This is a genomic window from Zobellia galactanivorans (genome assembly GCF_000973105.1).
Taxonomy (GTDB): domain Bacteria; phylum Bacteroidota; class Bacteroidia; order Flavobacteriales; family Flavobacteriaceae; genus Zobellia; species Zobellia galactanivorans.
In genome coordinates, this window is record NC_015844.1 from 5064652 (window position 1) to 5082368 (window position 17717).

Sequence of the window (17717 nt, forward strand, 5' to 3'; positions counted from 1 at the left end):
GTATGTATTATCCTTTAATGACCTTGTAATTGGCCTTGGCCAGTTCCAATTGGATCTTATGCCGTATCAAGGTGTTTTCGTCTTCGTATAGATGGGTTAGCTCCGTAATGTATGCCGATGCGGTGATCACCCCGTTTTTAAGTTGCGAATCGGCCGATTCAAGCACTTCCTTTCTAAGCTGTATGATCTCTTGATCCGAGGCTATAAAACTTTCGATTTTTTCGATTTCCCTTTGTTGTCGGTTCAGTTCGATGGAGGTGTTCAGTTTAAAGGTTTCGCTTTCCGTTTCTACAATATCCCTATTAATGGCCAAGGCCTCCCGTTGCCTTTTGTTGGCATTCCAATCGAAGACCTTCCAATTCAATTTAACGCCGACCGTATAAAATTCCTGAAAGGAATTATCGAGCATGTTCAGTCCGGGGTTCCCATAGCCACCAGTGGCAAAGCCCAATAGTTTAGGCGCATTTTGCTTGGAAAGCACGTTTTCGGAGGTTTCGATTTCCTTCTTTTTAAGTTCGAACAATTCGAGTTCCGGCCGGTTTACATCGGTTTGTAGGTCCGTTTTTACAAGGGGACTTTCAAATACCGTTTCCCTATTCAAGGGCTTCCCGATGAGGCTCGAAAGGGTTTCGACCAAGGCCCTTTTATTGCTTTCCGTCTCTTGAAACTGCTGCTTCAGCTTTAACAGTTCGGCTTCCAACACCTTGTCCGAGGCCGGTAAGAGCACTCCGTATTTGATACCCGATCGCACTTCCTTGAGTTTGGCCCGTAATTGCTTTTCCTTTGCCTGTAACAAGGCCTTGGACTCCTGCGCCAACAAAACGGAAAAGTAAAGCTGGTTGATTTGTTTTTTGAGTTGGTACAGGCCGACTTCCACTTCTTTCTGTTTGGCCTTTAGCTGTACCGACTTGAGGTCGAGCGAAGCCTTTGTGGCCCCACCGTTGTAGATCAATTGGTTGACCGAAACCGTAGCCCGGTATTGGTCGTTGTTCAGGGGTTCTATGCCCGACATGGCCAAGGGAAACTCGATTACGTCCGACAGGTAGGTCGCATAAGCATCCAGGGCGATCTGGGGCAATTGGGCCGTAGCCACTGCCTCCGATTCCAATTGATTTTGCACCTCGAGCAAGCCGGTTTGTTGGGCCAAGGGATAATTGCGGTCTACCAACCGATAACATTCCTCGAGCGATATGCTTTGTTGCGCCACGCTGGGCACGGTGCTTAAAATGGCGAAGAGGATTATAAGGTGTCTCATGTTAGGAAGTCTTAATGGAATGGATGATAAAGTCCGCCACCTCGGTCTTTCGGGCTTCCAAAAGTTGCCGGTAGGCCTCTTCCCCCGTATTGGTAAAAGCCTTGAGCAAGGGTTTGGCCACAAAGGGAAAGACGTTTAAAGCCATTATATTGATGAACAATTGTTCGGCATTAATGGGCTTTAGGAGGCCTTGTTTGACCTCCTCATCCACCTGTTTTTTAAATTTATCGATGTTGGGAAAGCTCGGGTTGTCCTTGAGTTTGAGGATAAAATCCGGATTCCTATTGAGTTCCTGAATGATAAAGTTGGGGATGTAGGGATAGTCGACGATAAAGGAAATATAGTTGGAGGTAAAGTGCCTGATCTTCTCCTCGATGGGGGAATCATCGTCAAGGATGGCCTTCAATTGTGGGGCCAATAAGGAGAAGGCATGGGTAAAGACGGCCTCGAAGAGCAGTTGCTTATTTCTGTAGTAGTAATGGAGCATCGCCTTGTTGATTCCCGCCTTATCGGCTATTTCCTGCATGCGGGCGCCGTCCATTCCCTTGGCCTGGAACACGGTTTTAGCAGCCTCTAAAATTCTAGCTTCGGTGTTTTCGTCTTTTTTTCTTGCCATTTAATTATCCAGTTTAACCATTTGGTTAACAAAGTTACACTTTTATTCAATAGGCAACCAATTGAAGTGCCTAAAACTTTGGTTCAGACAGGGTAGAGTGGGCCTAAAGGAATAAAATTCAATAGACTAAGATAGCATACTGAACTAGGTCGAAGTTATCTCCTAGAAGCATTTTAGGGAATTTCTTACAACATATTTACCCTGTTTAACCTCCATTTATTACCAAATCGCAACAAAAAATACTACGCGGTCGGTTTTGTTTTTACCTTCACTTTATATAACTCCCTAGAACACTTCCATTTATGAAATATGTCATTTTCATAGCCCTGGTATTTTATACGTTCCTCACGTTTGGGCAGGTGAAAATAGGCGATAATATTAGCACCATTGATGAAGCATCTATATTAGAATTGGATAGCCAGACCAAGGCATTCGTTCCTACACGCATTACCGATGCCCAAATGAATGCAATGGCCCCACTGAAAGGGGCTTTGGTCTATAATACCGATCATGATTGCATATTTGCTTTCGACGGAGTCATATGGAAGAACCTTTGTAATTCAGGAGTGCTTGTAACTACCGCTTCCTCAAGCCCCATAAATAATTTTGCGGGAGATATTTGGATCGAGGAATTGTCACATAAAGTACACATATGGAACGGTTTAGAGTGGATTTTAACCAATACGAACCCCACAAGCGGGGATGGGCCACCAAGTAGTGTCTCTATGAACACCCCTATAGCGGGGGATATTTACGTAGACCGTATCTCTGGAAATATATTTGCATATAACGGTAGCCTGTGGAAAGAAAATGGTATCTACAGCGTTGAAAATGGCCTTACCCTTTCTTCTTCAAATAGTATAGAACTGGGCGGAACCTTAACGCGACCGACGGTCATCACAACCAATACGGGCAACACCTTGGCTATTGAAGGGCTTTCTGAGGCGGCCCACAACAACGTAAAAATTCTTACCGTAGACGAGACAACGGGAGTATTGCATAGCACTGCGTCCAATACATTTCTACAAAGGGAAGAGCTAACGATCATCGCAGTCGATGGGCAACAAGAGTTTACCACTCCACTTGCGATTACCGATTCAAAAAAGATTGCCGTTTACCGAAACGGGATCAAAATCGATTTTGACGCCTTAGGAGTCAATCTTATAAAACTGGAAGCTAATGTTATATGCTATGAAAACGACGAAATTAGAATCGTTCAATTCTTTTAGATAATTATTTACACACGTATAATTCAATAGTAATATTCACTTTTTAAAAATCAACATTATGAAAAACGCTACGTATCGCAAGGCCTTGAAAACAGGGGTGTTTGCACTTATTTTAATGACCTTCGGGCTAACTAACGCACAACAAACTACCGGAGACACGGCCAAACAGGGAGATATTGTTCCCGGAACTACGGTTACCGGCGGTGCCGTACGGGTAGTGGACAATAAGGGAACCATTAAGTACCTACAATCCAAAAACGGTATAACCATGCTTTCCAATACTACAGATGACGTAACTACAACAACCTGGCAATTGGGCGGAACACTTACGGATGATACTTTTATAGACGCCAACGGAACTATTTTTGGCATTGACGGCATAGAATTGATCACCACGGAAACCGCTTCCACGGACGCCACTACAGAATCTGACCATGGCACAGGTACGGGGTATACTATTTTGGTAAGGGACGAAGCTACAGGGGCAACCAAAAAATTATTGGCTTCAGATTTACTTCAAAGCGGACAAGAGAGTTTTACGGCTACAGCTGCCCAAGTAGCGTATCCTTTAACCGGCAGTCCCGTTTTGCCTGCTTTCAGTCAAGTGTGGGTATACAGAAACGGAGCCAAATTAATTGCCAATGTAGATTACACCATTGCGGCATCTACCGTTACATTGGTACCAAACACTACAGTTCCAAACGATTGGTCTGTTTACGCAGGTGATATTGTAGAGGTACAGTTCGTTCGATAAGATCAGGGTCTTACCATCTGATTTAAGGCTCTAAAATCAATAACTCGTCATCAACCTATACGGATAAATAAATCGGTATCATATCGCGTATCACATATCGTTTGAGTACACTTATCATCATTTTGGTTCTACAAACCACAGTGTATGCCCAAGAAACTATGGCCATTAATCATAAGGGAACTCAAGTAAGCGTAAGAAATACCGTTGTTACTACCGCCGATAGTGCTCCAAGCGATCCATTGCAAAACGATATTTGGTTCGATACGGTGGCCGACGTAACAAAAGTATATAATGGTACGATTTGGTTAACGATAAACCTTGATGCCTTGGCAAAAAAGGAAGATAGCACCAATAAATCCACGGATATCAATTTGGCGGATGTAACGAATACCAAGTTCCCAACAGAACTGGCCGTAAAAACCTATGTTGATACGGAATTAGCAGCACTGGTCGACGATGATATTACCAATGTTTCCTTTGATGGCACCCTTTTGAGAGTGGATGAAGGAACAACGAACTTCTCCGCCAACCTGTCCGCATTGGAAGAGTCTGCCGATATCACCGCGAACACCGCCCTGATCAACAACCATATTGCTGCCGACGACGATTTGAGCGCTACCAACGAGTTACAGAATGCAGCTGAGGTGAGCATTGAGGATACGGCCGGAAATTACACCGCTACAAATGTAGAAGCCGCTTTGGCGGAACTGGCAACTGCCCCCGGTAAAAACATATATTCCGATAACGGAACATTAAATGACAATAGAGATATTACCCAGAGTAATTTCGACCTCAATTTCGATTCCAATACGTTAGTGATCAGCGGAGACGATGACAGAATTGGTATTGGAACGGCCTCACCATCTACAAAATTAGATGTAAACGGCACGACAAGAATACGGACCCTGCCCGCAGGTGCCGGATCAGATGAATTGGTGACGGTAGATACCAATGGTAATTTAAAAAAATTACCGATCAGCAGTATGGAAACAAAAACGTCAATAGCCCAGAATACAGGCACAGGGGTTATTACCCACAATAGTGAAGACGGCACCTCACAAGCCGTAAACCTGGTGAGCACCAACACCAATAACAGTATTTCGGTAGGTTCAGATGGAGGGGCATACTACAATAGCCCGATTAAAGCATATGGAATACTGATTCCCGCTTCAAACACATATAACGCAAATGGTATTTCCAGTGCCGTTAAAAATGGCACGGGCAGATATACTTTTACGATGTCTACCCCCAGATCAAGCGCAGACTATCCTATCCAATTAAGTCTTTTAGAAACAGGATCCGATCGTATTAACATCTACGTAACGGCCCAGACAACAACAACATTTAGCTTTTCAATAATTAAGGAAGGAAGTACATTTTTGACGTATAGCTATGTAGACCGAACGTGTTATTTTACCATACTCGATTTTTGATGTGCCTTGGTTTACTGCTTATTAAAAAAGGCCATTGACCCTGTACCGGAAGAAAGAAAAACTCCTTTGTTGTCAATGACCGATACCGTAAGGGTAGGCCAAAAAATAAAACATGGTTTCAACGGGACGGCAAATGCCCGTTTTTTAAAGCAGTTGTTTTCTCTTAAACTGATTGTCATACCTTCTTTTAAAAGGGAGGATATGCTGTTTTTTTCTATACTTTTCGGTTTCTAGGATAGTGTTAAAACCACAGCCCGTAAAAATTTTGGCAGCGTTTTCCAAAGTCTTTTCATCAATACCCACGCCATTTATACTACTGGTGTTTTCACCCATCCGATCTTTTGGGATTTCCGCAAATGAATGGATATAAATATATTCATCGGTGCGATATAACAAGGCCTGTTTGTACAATAGCAAAACCTCTTCGAGGGGTGAAGAATGCATGACCAAAAAAAACGGCCGTTTAAGCTTTAAGGCTTCTGAGCCTTCTCTCGGCCGTATCTGCAAAGTAAACGGAATTACCTCTTTGTAACGATAATCCGCTAAGGCAATTCCGTTTTCAAGTGTGTATACAATTTCATAAACCGGACACGAATATTTTTCAAAGTAACCCTCGTTTAAAATTCGGGCCAGTAATATGGTCTGTATTGAATTAAGAAGGGGAATGCTTTTTTCAAGTTCTCCGTAAAAACCTGCGGGAAAAACATCAACCACCAATGTGTTTATCTTATACGATTTTATACAGTCAAGTAAAAAAAGGGTGAAATTCACCTGGTCTTTAAAAAAACCATCTTCCTTGTGTAGGGTTTGTATGGCTTTTGGCACCCGATCATTAAAAACAGAATTCGTCAATAGCACACATTTCCTCAAGGGTATTTCTTGCGTGTATATAAAATTAAGGACCCTGTTTATATGCCCGAAGCCGGCACCGTACACATAAAATAAATACACTATATCTTATTTAATAATTCGGCTATGATGAACAATTTATGCTCAGCAGGTATCTCTTCTATGGCCAAAATAGCATAGACATAACTCTCTTGGGCCGAAGAAAGTTGATAAGCTTCCTTGTCATTTACTTTAATAATATTTCCTTCTAGGTTCACCCTATACAATTCCTCACCATCACGCTTTATCTTGATCTTATCATCATAAGGTCTTACTTCAAAGGCATTTTCATTCTCCTCATTATCTGAAATTTTCACCTTGTCCGGGTATATTTTAACCTTCCACAGTAATTCGGAATCCTCGTCGCGTAATTTTAAACTTTCTTCCTTGAATTTTACCTCATACTTCATTCTTCCATTGGCATAGAACTTATGCTTGTCAGGTTTACTTTTAAAAGTATAGTTTGTGTTGTCTGCAACGATTTTTATGGGAGACAGGTCAAATCCGCCCAATACAGCTCCGTCAGCGGTTGTAATAGTAATATCAAGCTTATCTGTGCTTGCGCTGACAGACGTGCTTGTAGTGCTGTCTATGGTCGCTTCGGTTGGGTTCTTGGTTTCTGTTTTACAACTTACCAGCAAAAATAGGGTCAGTACAAAAAGTAGGTGTGTTTTTCTCATGGTTTTAAAATGTTTATGTAGTTTGATATTTCTATTTCTTCGGTGTAGTCCGTATTAATCTTCTGGAACAATGCCTCACACATCCGTTCTTTTTCGGAAGGGGACATTTTATGTATTTGCAATAAAACGTCTAACAGTTCATTTGACTGCAAAGGATCGTATAAGAACCCGTCTTTCTTATGGCTGATTACATCTTTTATCCCCCCGACATTGGCACCGATCACAATATTTTTAGTGGCGGCAGCTTCCAATAATACGTTCGGCATTCCATCATAAAAAGAGGGTACGGCCACGATATTGATGGCATTGTAAAACAATATCAGTTCATTCTGGTTCGCGAAAGAAAAAAACCGAACGTTGATGTCTAAATTAAGGATATAGGTTTTGGTTTCTTCGCTTACGTCACCTATTAAACACAGTACAAAATCATTTTTATAAGGGAATTTCGCGAAGGTTTCTACAAAATTGACAATTCCCTTTTTGGCTTTCAATTGCCCTATAAAAGCAATCGGGATTTTAGAATTGAACGACTTTTTTAAACCTTCAATACCTTCTAAGTGGCTTTTAGCGGGTTTCCAATACGCGGTATTGATTCCGTTTTGAGTAAAATAGGTGTTGTTATGCGATACAAGGCTGTCTATCTTTTCCCTTTTCTCCCTAGTTACCGTAAATATATACCTAGAGTTTTCAAGGGCATATAATAAATGGCTTCTCTTTTTCGAAAAAATACCTTCATCAAAATCATTGCCCCTAATAAAGGTAATCAAAGGTTTATGTATCCATTTAGATAAAACAGGCCCTAAATTAATAGGCAGGTTTCCCCCAAATATGCCAATATAGCTAAGCGTGTCTAAAAAGGGGAGTTGCTGAATGAATTCGGCAGCTAAAGATAAGGTAAACTCCTCCGAGCTTTCAATCGGTACGGCGGAATAGGTGCCGTTAACAATGGTTTGTGTGCTGAATTTCTTCTTTCTGTTCGAAAAATGGATGATATGCACCCTTATTCCGTTTCTTTTGAAGTTGCGCACCAATCGATCACAGGAAACGGCCATACCACCTTTATTCGGTGGGTAATTTTGAGTGATAAGCAGTACATTCATTAACTGTCAAAATAAGATCCATCATCAGAATCATCATGTAAAAATATAGTAGAGCTCCTATCGAATAAACTACCGTAATCTTCGGCCAAAAATACCATGTATGGGTATTCGGCATGGAATCGATGTATCATTTTTCTTCTCCAAACCGACCTGTCCTTGGAATAGAGTTCTATATCATTGGTAAGTCGTGCATCGAACTCTACAAAACAACTAATGCATAAAATGGAATTATTTTTTTTATAGACCGCGTGTTCTTTTCCCGGGTTGACAATTTGGTTGGCTTTAAAGGCATGTGTATTACACACATTTTTTTTGCATTTATCACAGACTATGGTTGCGTAACTTTCACAGTTTCGAACCACAAAAAGCCCTGTAAATTCTTCGCAACGTGTTGTTTTTTCTTCCATAAAAATTAAGCGCTAGGGGTTACACAACTGTAGCAAGTATTAATGAGGTTAATGACTTCCAAGGAAAAATAATCTACCGCAAAAGCAGTAATACTACTTTGCTTATAGGGATTGTATTGCTCAGGGTTTTCCTTTTTAACATCGAATTTTCGGCTTACTTTAAAAACATAATAGGCATCATCTTCAACAAAACTTATTTCTTTCGTATCGACAGACGGGTTCAATTGGTATTTGTGTTTAGGTATCTTCATTTTAATGGTAAACGGATATGCCGCCCTATACTTGTGTTTGGTTTTTCTTTTACCGCTACTACCTCTTTTTAGGATAATCCGTTTTCTCGTTCTTTCGGTAAATTGAAAGAAGACTAACGATTCGTCATACAACAAACACGACCCTTTACTTATTACCCGTTCATAATGCTCTTCTTCCCCTTTAATAAATCCCCTAGTTTCGCTAGTATAGGCCTCGTTTTTAATAAGGTTTTCCTTTGTTATCGTATGTTTTAAGTTGGCCTCTAAGGCTATTTTTGATTCTACCTGCAAATCTTCTTCGATTAAGGTAAACAGGGCCGAAAAGTAATCGGCAAAAAAGTCAAAACCTTCCGCGAAATTCCTTTTGAATTTTTTGTTCGTTCTATAGGTCATGATAATCGCCACTATCAAACCGGGAAACACCAGCATACCCAGCGTGACGGGTAGTATTTTAAAAGCAGGGGAAATGTTCGTTAGCGGAGAGGTTATAAAAGTACCTATGAAAATACCCAAAAAGATAAACCATATCTTTTTTATTTTTTTCTTCTTTTTCTCTTGGGCTATTTCCCTTTGCAATACACAAGCCCTAAAAAACCGAATCCATTTAACAGGTGTTTTTTTAGAATTAAAACCTCTGTGCAAATGGGCTCTTTCTATAGGGGCTCCTATATATTGTTCCTTATTTAATTCATTGCCTTGTCTGTCCATATCAGAGCATTAAATCTTGGTAAACTTTTTTCAATTTAGCTTTTTGATCCTCCCATAAAAAATCACCTTGAACCTTTTTAAAGGCACTGGCTATATAGCTTTCCTTTCTTTCCGGCTCATCCAATATAAACCGGATACACCGGGCCAGATCTTGTTCTCTATCGGGCTCAAAAAGTAGGGCTTCTTCTTCGGTGACCAACTCGGAAACCACAGGTAATTCCGAAGCGATTACCATTGTTTTACAAGCCATACTCTCTAATATCTTAAGCGGACAACAACCTTGTGTAATATTTCTGTCACATGCTTTTAATGGGGCTATGGAGGCCTCTGCGTAATGTATATAGTTGTACAACTCCTTTTTAGGCAATCGAGACTTTAGAATAACGCGGTTTTCCAAACCTAGTTTTTCCAATAGTTTTCTATAAGGTTTAAAGGCTTTTTCCTTTACGGCCAAACAAATGACCAGTTTTAGGTCTTTAAAATCTTCTAAGTAAGTCATTGCCTTAAGCAAAACCTCTAAACCTTGCCAAGGTTGTATGGCCCCAAAATAAATGAGGTATTGATCTGGGGCATCGATTGGCCTTTCAAAGGAATCGGGTATATGTGCCCCGTTCGGTATCACTTTTATCTTATCGGCATCGACCGAAAAATTGGTTTCCAAATAAGTTTTGGTAACCTCGGAAGGGGTAATGATTACGGTCGATTTGTGTAAACATTGCAACTCCAGCTCCTTTAATTTCCGTAGAAAGGAAGGGGTTAGATCAGGATACCTATAAGGGAGTTCCACCGATGTTAGGGCATTGACCTCAAAGATGGTTTTTATACTCGGTTCGGCGATCAATCCCATGCCGCTCCAAACATCCCTAAAATGACCTATTTGAATAGATTCCTTATGCTTTTGGATATCGATAAATAGTTGCTGGGAAAAAAGGGAAGCCTTTTCTAGATAGTTCAGCTTTTCTTCGTTGTAATAACGCTTTATAAAAATATTGCCCTCCGTCTGTACGGCAGGGTAGGAGCTATTGCCCCGTAAACAGAATAGTTGTAATTGATCACATTGCCCTGACGAAACCAAGATCATCTCCCTGATATGGGTAGAAGCACCTTTTGCGCTTGGAAACACATCGTAGGTAGCGTAGATATTTCTTTTCTCCAAAATTAGAAAGAGAATTTAACCGGTTCTTTTTCTGCCGCGTTTTCAACTTCAAAAAACTCACCCTTTTTAAAAGTGAACATATTGGCAATGATATTTGACGGAAAACTATCTATGGCGATATTGTTTTCTTTTACCGTGGCATTGTAATACCTACGTGCCATTTCAATATCATCTTCCAATGAGGTCAGCTCGTTTTGTAGTTCTCGGAAATTTCGATCGGCCTTTAAATCCGGATAATTTTCGGCGATGGCAAAAAGATTGACCATAGAATTTTTCAAAACACTTTCCGCCTTACCCAGCTCATCGACCGAAGAAGCGCTTTGAGCTAGATTTCGAGCCTTGGTTATGTTTTCAAAGGTTTCTTTTTCATGACTGGCATAGCCTTTTACGGTTTCTATCAAACCCGGAATCAAATCATATCGTTTTTTTAGAAAAACATCGATACTGCTCCAGCCTTCTTCCATTTCTACTTTCTTCCGAACCAATCCATTATACACCGAAATGACATAGAAAACCAAGATACATACAATACCAATTAGCACAATAGATATAACCATAAGGATAGTTTTTATGCTAATTTAACAGAAAAATCTGATTATTATTATAGGAATTAAAATGATAATGTAAACTAAGCTTATGCTTTAGATGGTGGTTTTTACCGAATATCAGAATCTTAGGCACAAGGAATCGCTTTAAAGGTTTAACCATAATTAGCATGTATTTTATCTGAAAACGCTAAAGGGAATAAAAGAGTTCCCTTAATTTTGTGCCTCATACACTTTACATAATTAAAGAGACTTGCTAGAGAAAAGACGACAATTACCCCAAGAACAAAATATAGATACCGATTATTTCATCTATTGTTTGGAAGCGGTTCAAGAGATAGAAACGGACAAGCTTACCGAAACACAGGAAAACTTGGGGCAATTGGCCATGAAATACGGGGTAGCCAGCATTTATAAAACATGTGATACCATTGAAGGGCTCGAATCGAGCTTAAATGCCCTGGTCTTGGATGACCATAATTTTAAAGACTACGAAATTATTTATTTGGTCATGGCGGGGGAAGCCAATAGTATTTGCCTGAATGGCTACTACTACAGTTTACAGGAAATTGCAGAGCTGTTTGAAGGCCGATTAAAAGGGAAGATTCTACATTTCTCCAATGAAAAAATCCTAGACCTGGACGAAGACGAAGCTCAGTATTTCTTGGATATCACCAACGCCAAAGCAATTTCTGGCTATGGCAATGCTTATAAGGGAATAAGCAGTGTCAATCTAGACAAGGCCTTCTTCAATTTGTTTAAGGAAGACGATAATATGTTCGATGTGGTAGAAGAGCTCCACCAAAGGCATTACACTACCTGTAAATTACTTGATTTTAGGTTGTATTATTAAACCGAGACAAATCGGTCGATGATTGCTTTTTTTGGCGAAAATGCGTTTAGACACCGGCGTATCTACCGCAACCCAGGATCACCAACTGCAATTTCCGGCCTTCCTGCTGTTCGTGGGCCTTTTTTATGATAAATCGGGCCGCCTCGGAGTCTTGGGGAGTGTCTTTGGCCTTTATTGGACGGTTACTTTCCAAGGGAAAGGGGACTTAAAAAAACGTTTTCCCGGCACTTGTTTTATAGGCTTATCGTTTTAAACCCATTTTCCTGCAAGCCGAAGAAATAGGTAAATCCATTGGAAGTGGTTTCCACATAGGAAGGATAGTCCGATTTTTTGACGCCCAATTTATTCATGGCAAATTCACAGACTACAATACGGATTCCTAGTTTTTGGGCTTTTTCGACCAAAGGCGCCAACTCCTTGTTGGTAGCCAGGTCCTTTACGACCTTTCCGATCAATACAATTTCAAATTGAATAGCCTTGCTCTTGTTCTTATATTCCTCGCCCGTCATTACCGATGCCATAAAATGATTGGAATTTTGGACCAATAAGGCATATTTACCATCGTTTTTGATCGAGTTTTCTATCTCTTGTACACTTTTCACTTGGGCATTGACCGACACTGAAGTCGTTAAACTTAAGGCGAATAAGGCGATGATTAAAAATTGCTTTTTCATTTTTTAAAATTTTTTAGTGTTGTTCAAAAAGAGTGATTTTGCAAAAAGTACCAAATTTTAGGCAAAGGTATCGTCCAACTTTTTTTTGGAGCGTAACTTTTGTTACAAGGGGCAAACAAGGCATTACGCCGACTATCGACATGTGTCCTTGCAAAATACGGGTGTGGCTTTTTTGTGAACAAAATGCTAAGGTAGGCGGGAAGGGCAAGTTATGTGGATCGGGTTTATAGTCAAACCCTCGCTAAAGGAATGATTAATAATCTTTAACTTCATGGTAAAAACCTACAATTGACCTAAAATATCGATATAGATATTCGATGCTCCTCAAGTAAATCATTCTTGTGGAGCGAAAAACTTAACTCCATTTGCGTTTATTGTAATTAAAATATTTATTTTAATCGAATAGAAAAAGTAACTATTCGATCAGTCGCGTTAACATCGGTTAAAAGCACTGATGGTAAACGTAGTTTTAGCTCCCCCTTTATAGTTTTTTTCGTGCATACTAGAAAAATCATTCCGTAATCGAAGAATGAATTTTTCAACCCCCTGAAACCAATGCATCGAGTACCCATAATAAACCAACCAATATTGAAAAACATGGAGTTAGAAATCAAGAATTTAAGTAAAACGTATTCCAATGGCGTTCAAGCCTTAAAAGATGTTACCTTGACCATTCCCCAAGGAATGTTTGGTCTACTAGGCCCAAATGGTGCAGGTAAATCGTCTTTAATGCGCACCTTGGCAACATTACAACAAGCCGATTCCGGCTCCGTTACACTTGGCGAAATAGACATTTTAAATGATAAGTCCGAGGTGCGAAAAATTCTTGGATACCTTCCCCAAGAGTTCGGGGTATACCCAAAAGTGAGTTCGTACAACATGTTAAACCATATTGCTTCCTTAAAAGGGGTGTCAAGTAAAGGTGAGCGTAAGGACTTGGTAGAATCCTTACTGACAAAAACCAATCTTTGGCATGTGCGGAACAAAAGCTTAGGCACCTATTCCGGGGGTATGAAACAGCGGTTTGGTATTGCCCAGGCCCTAATCGGTGATCCCCGTTTAATTATTGTAGATGAACCCACGGCCGGCCTCGACCCTGCGGAACGTGTGCGGTTTCATAATTTATTGAGTGAAATTGGTGAAAATACCATTGTAATTCTATCGACACATATCGTTGAGGACATTTCCAATTTATGCAACAATATGGCCATTATTTGTCTTGGTGAAGTTGTTGCAAAGGGCAATCCGGCTGTTTTGACCGAAGCCGTTAAAGGTCGCGTTTGGAAAAAAGCTATTGAGAAGGTAGAACTGGAAAGCTACCAGTCTGGGATGCAGGTCATTTCTACGCATCTAAAAGCGGGGCAAACTATAATCCATGTTTTAAGTGATGATAAGCCAGATGCTTCCTTTGAAGCTAGTCCGGCCAATTTAGAGGACGTTTACTTTGCTGAAATTACATCTCGTATGGAGACTGTTTCTGCATAATTGCTTCATTCATTCACTTAAATCATTCAATTATGCTTAAAGAAATTTTTCTATTCGAAATCAAATATAGATTAGGTCGCCCGGCAACTTGGGCCTATTTTGGAATCCTGATAATTTTCGGACTTTTTGTGGCTATCGGGGGTAATGGCCCTGCATCGGAAAAGGTTTTTGTAAACTCGCCAGTGGCCATTGCAACCGTGCTGTCCACTATTAGTGTTTTTGGTATTATGCTTTCAAGTGCGATTATGGGAGTCCCCGTTTATAGGGATATTGAGCACAAAACGGAAAATTATTATTTCTCTTTTCCCGTAAGCGAAAAGGGGTACTTGCTAGGTCGTTTTTTAGGCTCTATGTCCGTACTTTTTTTCGTCAGTCTCGGGCTGCACCTAGGCTTGATCATCGGTTTTTTTATCGGCCCGTATGCGGGCTATGAGGAAGCGGAGCGATTTACCGATTTTAATCTGTGGCATTATGTGCAACCTACCTTGATCTTGTACTGGACGAACTTTTTCTTCGCAGGCTGTATTTTTTTCGCCTTGGTGAGTCTAACCAAAAAGGTAATGTTAGCCTATGCGGGTGGCGCTATTCTTTTTATTGTCTACCTCGTTACCATAACACTTACGCAAGACATAGAAAACAAGGATCTGGTAAGTTTAATAGATCCATTTGGCCTTGGGACTTACGAAAATACCATTCAATATTGGACGCCTGAAGAACAAAATACCCAGACGGTTCCTTTTAATGGCATGTTGTTATGGAATCGCATTATTTGGGTCGGGGTAGGATTAATGACCCTTTTCTACACCTTGTTTAGATTCGACTTTCAGCGATTCTTGAACAAGAATTATACCTCCAAAAAGAAAAACGACAATTTAGATACGCCCAAAGCCTCAGCTGCATTAACGAAAATACCTCGTGTGGCAAAGGTGTTTTCCGGAGCATTGAACTTCAAATTGTTGTTTCGGTTGGCGGGAATCGAGTTTAAAAATATCATTAGGGATAATTTTTTCAGGGCCATACTTATTGCCGCGGTTTTATTCTTGTTTTTTGATGCTTGGTTTGGCTTCCCTACCTACGGAACACCCTCTTTGCCGCTTACTTATTATATGTTGGAAGTCAAGGACTTCACCTATATCATTCTCATATTCATCCTTATCGTGTTTATGACCGGCGAAGTGTTACATCGGGAACGCAATGTCAACTACGATCAAATTTTCGGCTCATTACCTATACCCAATCGCATTGTTTATGGTTCAAAATTCTTGGCATTGGTGATGGTGAGTTTTATTCTTGTAAATATGGTTTTGGTCAGTGGAATGCTCAACCAGGTTATAAAGGGCTACTTCAATTTTGAATTTGACAAGTACTTCACCGACTTGTATTTAATAGAATTTCCAAAGTACATCACATTTGTTATGCTGGCCTTTTTTGTGCATTCATTGGTCACAAAAAAGTTTATGGGCCATGTCATTGCCATTGCCATATGGGCCTTGCTTTTTGGTTTAAATAGTTTGGCCGAGGTTGATAATAATCTATACCTCTATAGTTACGCCCCACGTTATATCGTCTCCGATATGAACGGTTTTGGGCATTTTGGAGAAGCCTTGTTATGGTTTAGGATGTATTGGTTGGCCTGTGGGGGCGTTTTAACGGTCATTGGTTACCTCTTTTGGAAACGCGGCACGGATTCAGGCATAAAAGCAAGGTGGCAATTGGTAAAGGAACGACTAAACCTAAGGACTATGGGTATGGGCCTGGCCCTGTTGGCCGTATTTATTGGTTCGGGCGCATTTATAAATTACAATACCAAAACGCTCAATAAGTACAGAACGGTTAAGGCAGGTACCATCAAATCAGCCGATTATGAAAAAAACCTAAGTAAATATGACAAAATAGCGCAACCCAAAGTTATCGATGTTACGGTTGATGCGGATTTAGTGCCCGAAGAACGTTCTGCCACCATCAAAGCCAGGTATGTAATGGTAAATAAAACGGAGGAAGTAATTGACTCCCTCCACTTAAACTGGGGGACGGAAGGCCTGCTTAAGAAAGAAGTGAAGTCATTTACCATAGACGGCAAGGTCCCCAAACTGGGAAAGCGTTATGACGATTACGGCTATGAAATCTATGCCTTTGACACCCCCTTGCAACCTAAGGACACCCTTACATTGGCATTAGAGGTAGCGGCCTCTTACCAAGGTTTTCCCAATGAAGGTTACGGTTCGGATATTGTCTATAATGGTACATTTTTAAATAATGACTATTTTCCATCTTTCGGGTACAGTCCGGAAGAGGAATTAACCAGTGACCAAGATCGTAAAAAGTATGGTTTGCCCATAAAAGACTATCAGTATCCGGAACAAACGGATGCATGGGGAACAAGCAATTTGCTCTTTACCGATGATGCGGATTATGTAACTTTTGAAGGCACTGTGAGTACCGCTCCCGATCAAATTGCCATAATGCCCGGCCAGTTACAAAAAGAATGGAAAGAAAACGGTCGTAACTATTACCGGTATAAAATGACGGGAGAACTGGATTTTTTCTATAATATTTCCTCTGCAGCGTATAAGGTACATCGCGAAGTTTGGACAGGTAAAGGCGGAGAAAAAGTGACTATTGAAATATTCCACCATCCAACGCATACCTACAATATTGATCGCTTCGTAAAGAGCGTAAAACACTCCTTGGATTATTTTTCAGAAAATTTTGGAGCTTATCAATATAAACAACTTCGTATCCTGGAGTTTCCCCGGTATCAATTTTTTGCCCAATCGTTTCCCAATACCGTTCCTTTTTCAGAGAGTTTCGCCTGGGTGGGCGATTTTAATGATCCCAATGATGTCGATTACCTCTATTTCGTCACCTCCCATGAGGTGGCACACCAATGGTGGGGGCATCAAATTTCTCCATCGGCGACGCGAGGTGCAAATCAAATTTCAGAATCCATGGCGGAATATGCGGCACTTATGGTAATGAAGGAAGCATATGGTGATGATGCCATGCAAAAATTTCTTAAAGATGAATTGGATACCTATTTAAGAGGCAGGGCCAATGAAAGTAAATTTGAAAAAACGCTTTTGGACAATGACAGTCAAGCCTATGTCTGGTATCAAAAAGGAGGATTGATACTGTACGGACTTCAAGATTTAATAGGTGAGGCCAACTTAAACAAAGGGTTCAAAGCCTATACCGAAGCAGCGCGTTTTAGGGCTGAAGCCCCGTTTACAACAACCATAGAATGGTATGGGTATATGAAATCGGTGACTCCGGATTCGCTCAAATATTATTTGGAGGACAGTTTTGAAAAGATAACATTGTATTCCAATAAGGTTACTGATGCTAACTATAAAAAACTAGCTGATGATAAGTATGAAGTGACTATAACTGTAGAAAGTGCTAAGAATTATTTTGATGGAAATGGTAAATTACTATCAGAAGGCAACAAAGCTAATTTACTCGATTTAGCAGTGTTTGACAATGATATTGAAAACGATCAGGGCATGACCGTTAAATCGCCTTTGGTAGTAGCACAGACATGGGTGAAACCCGGAAAATCAACGCATACCTTTATAACCGATAAGGAACCCCTTAAAGCGGGGATCGATCCTTATAACAAAATGATCGACCGTGTTCCTGATGACAATATCATGACGATAGATGAAATTTTGGACTAGTGTTTT

At 40.5% G+C, this 17717-nt stretch carries 17 protein-coding genes; 6 read left to right on the forward strand and 11 right to left on the reverse strand.

What is annotated here, in order from left to right:
- Positions 1-7: 7 nt before the first annotated feature.
- Together ZOBGAL_RS20475 and ZOBGAL_RS20480 are read right to left on the reverse strand one after the other, a co-directional pair.
- Complete coding sequence (locus ZOBGAL_RS20475; protein WP_013995669.1) at positions 8-1255, reverse strand: TolC family protein; 1248 nt, start codon at positions 1253-1255, stop codon at positions 8-10.
- Between the two features lies 1 nt (position 1256).
- Positions 1257-1871 carry a TetR/AcrR family transcriptional regulator gene (locus ZOBGAL_RS20480; RefSeq protein ID WP_013995670.1) on the reverse strand — a complete coding sequence of 205 codons (615 nt, stop codon included), beginning with the start codon at positions 1869-1871 and terminating at the stop codon, positions 1257-1259.
- Positions 1872-2173: 302 nt separating this feature from the next.
- Here ZOBGAL_RS20480 and ZOBGAL_RS20485 point away from each other — a divergent pair, with 302 nt between their 5' ends.
- From ZOBGAL_RS20485 to ZOBGAL_RS20495, 3 genes are all read left to right on the forward strand, one after another.
- Entirely contained in the window at positions 2174-3100 is a 927-nt protein-coding gene (locus tag ZOBGAL_RS20485) for a hypothetical protein (RefSeq protein ID WP_013995671.1), read from the forward strand.
- 58 nt (positions 3101-3158) lie between these two features.
- Positions 3159-3854 carry a hypothetical protein gene (locus ZOBGAL_RS20490; protein WP_013995672.1) on the forward strand — a complete coding sequence of 232 codons (696 nt, stop codon included), beginning with the start codon at positions 3159-3161 and terminating at the stop codon, positions 3852-3854.
- A 101-nt stretch (positions 3855-3955) separates the two neighbouring features.
- Positions 3956-5287: a hypothetical protein gene (locus ZOBGAL_RS20495; RefSeq protein ID WP_148560736.1), complete on the forward strand. Its 1332-nt coding sequence runs from the start codon at positions 3956-3958 to the stop codon at positions 5285-5287.
- A 144-nt stretch (positions 5288-5431) separates the two neighbouring features.
- On the opposite strand, the gene ZOBGAL_RS20500 is transcribed toward ZOBGAL_RS20495, so the two are convergent.
- From ZOBGAL_RS20500 to ZOBGAL_RS20530, 7 genes are all read right to left on the reverse strand, one after another.
- Positions 5432-6238: a hypothetical protein gene (locus ZOBGAL_RS20500; RefSeq protein WP_046287624.1), complete on the reverse strand. Its 807-nt coding sequence runs from the start codon at positions 6236-6238 to the stop codon at positions 5432-5434.
- On the reverse strand, positions 6238-6855 hold the full coding sequence (locus tag ZOBGAL_RS20505) for a hypothetical protein (protein ID WP_013995675.1): 618 nt from the start codon (positions 6853-6855) through the stop codon (positions 6238-6240). The genes ZOBGAL_RS20500 and ZOBGAL_RS20505 overlap by 1 nt, the downstream gene beginning before the upstream one ends.
- On the reverse strand, positions 6852-7955 hold the full coding sequence (locus tag ZOBGAL_RS20510) for a glycosyltransferase family 4 protein (protein ID WP_013995676.1): 1104 nt from the start codon (positions 7953-7955) through the stop codon (positions 6852-6854). Before ZOBGAL_RS20510 ends, ZOBGAL_RS20505 begins: the two co-directional genes overlap by 4 nt.
- Positions 7955-8260: a hypothetical protein gene (locus tag ZOBGAL_RS20515; protein WP_123772354.1), complete on the reverse strand. Its 306-nt coding sequence runs from the start codon at positions 8258-8260 to the stop codon at positions 7955-7957. The genes ZOBGAL_RS20510 and ZOBGAL_RS20515 overlap by 1 nt, the downstream gene beginning before the upstream one ends.
- A 107-nt stretch (positions 8261-8367) precedes the next feature.
- On the reverse strand, positions 8368-9321 hold the full coding sequence (locus ZOBGAL_RS20520) for a hypothetical protein (RefSeq protein WP_013995678.1): 954 nt from the start codon (positions 9319-9321) through the stop codon (positions 8368-8370).
- A gap of 1 nt (position 9322) precedes the next feature.
- Positions 9323-10477 (reverse strand): glycosyltransferase, encoded by a 1155-nt coding sequence (locus ZOBGAL_RS20525; RefSeq protein ID WP_013995679.1) that lies wholly within the window; start codon positions 10475-10477, stop codon positions 9323-9325.
- 2 nt (positions 10478-10479) lie between these two features.
- On the reverse strand, positions 10480-11034 hold the full coding sequence (locus ZOBGAL_RS20530; protein ID WP_013995680.1) for a LemA family protein: 555 nt from the start codon (positions 11032-11034) through the stop codon (positions 10480-10482).
- 241 nt (positions 11035-11275) lie between these two features.
- On the opposite strand from ZOBGAL_RS20530, the gene ZOBGAL_RS20535 reads away from it, so the two are divergent.
- Positions 11276-11875: a DUF6642 family protein gene (locus ZOBGAL_RS20535; RefSeq protein ID WP_013995681.1), complete on the forward strand. Its 600-nt coding sequence runs from the start codon at positions 11276-11278 to the stop codon at positions 11873-11875.
- Positions 11876-11921: 46 nt separating this feature from the next.
- Here ZOBGAL_RS20535 and ZOBGAL_RS23630 read toward each other — a convergent pair whose 3' ends face one another.
- Complete coding sequence (locus ZOBGAL_RS23630) at positions 11922-12068, reverse strand: hypothetical protein (protein WP_158499756.1); 147 nt, start codon at positions 12066-12068, stop codon at positions 11922-11924.
- A gap of 40 nt (positions 12069-12108) precedes the next feature.
- Entirely contained in the window at positions 12109-12549 is a 441-nt protein-coding gene (locus tag ZOBGAL_RS20545) for a DsrE family protein (protein ID WP_013995683.1), read from the reverse strand.
- Between the two features lie 597 nt (positions 12550-13146).
- On the opposite strand from ZOBGAL_RS20545, the gene ZOBGAL_RS20550 reads away from it, so the two are divergent.
- Together ZOBGAL_RS20550 and ZOBGAL_RS20555 are read left to right on the forward strand one after the other, a co-directional pair.
- Complete coding sequence (locus tag ZOBGAL_RS20550; RefSeq protein WP_013995684.1) at positions 13147-14034, forward strand: ABC transporter ATP-binding protein; 888 nt, start codon at positions 13147-13149, stop codon at positions 14032-14034.
- A 32-nt stretch (positions 14035-14066) separates the two neighbouring features.
- Positions 14067-17711, forward strand: a complete 3645-nt coding sequence (locus ZOBGAL_RS20555) for an ABC transporter permease/M1 family aminopeptidase (protein WP_013995685.1) — start codon at positions 14067-14069, stop codon at positions 17709-17711.
- Positions 17712-17717: the final 6 nt, after the last annotated feature.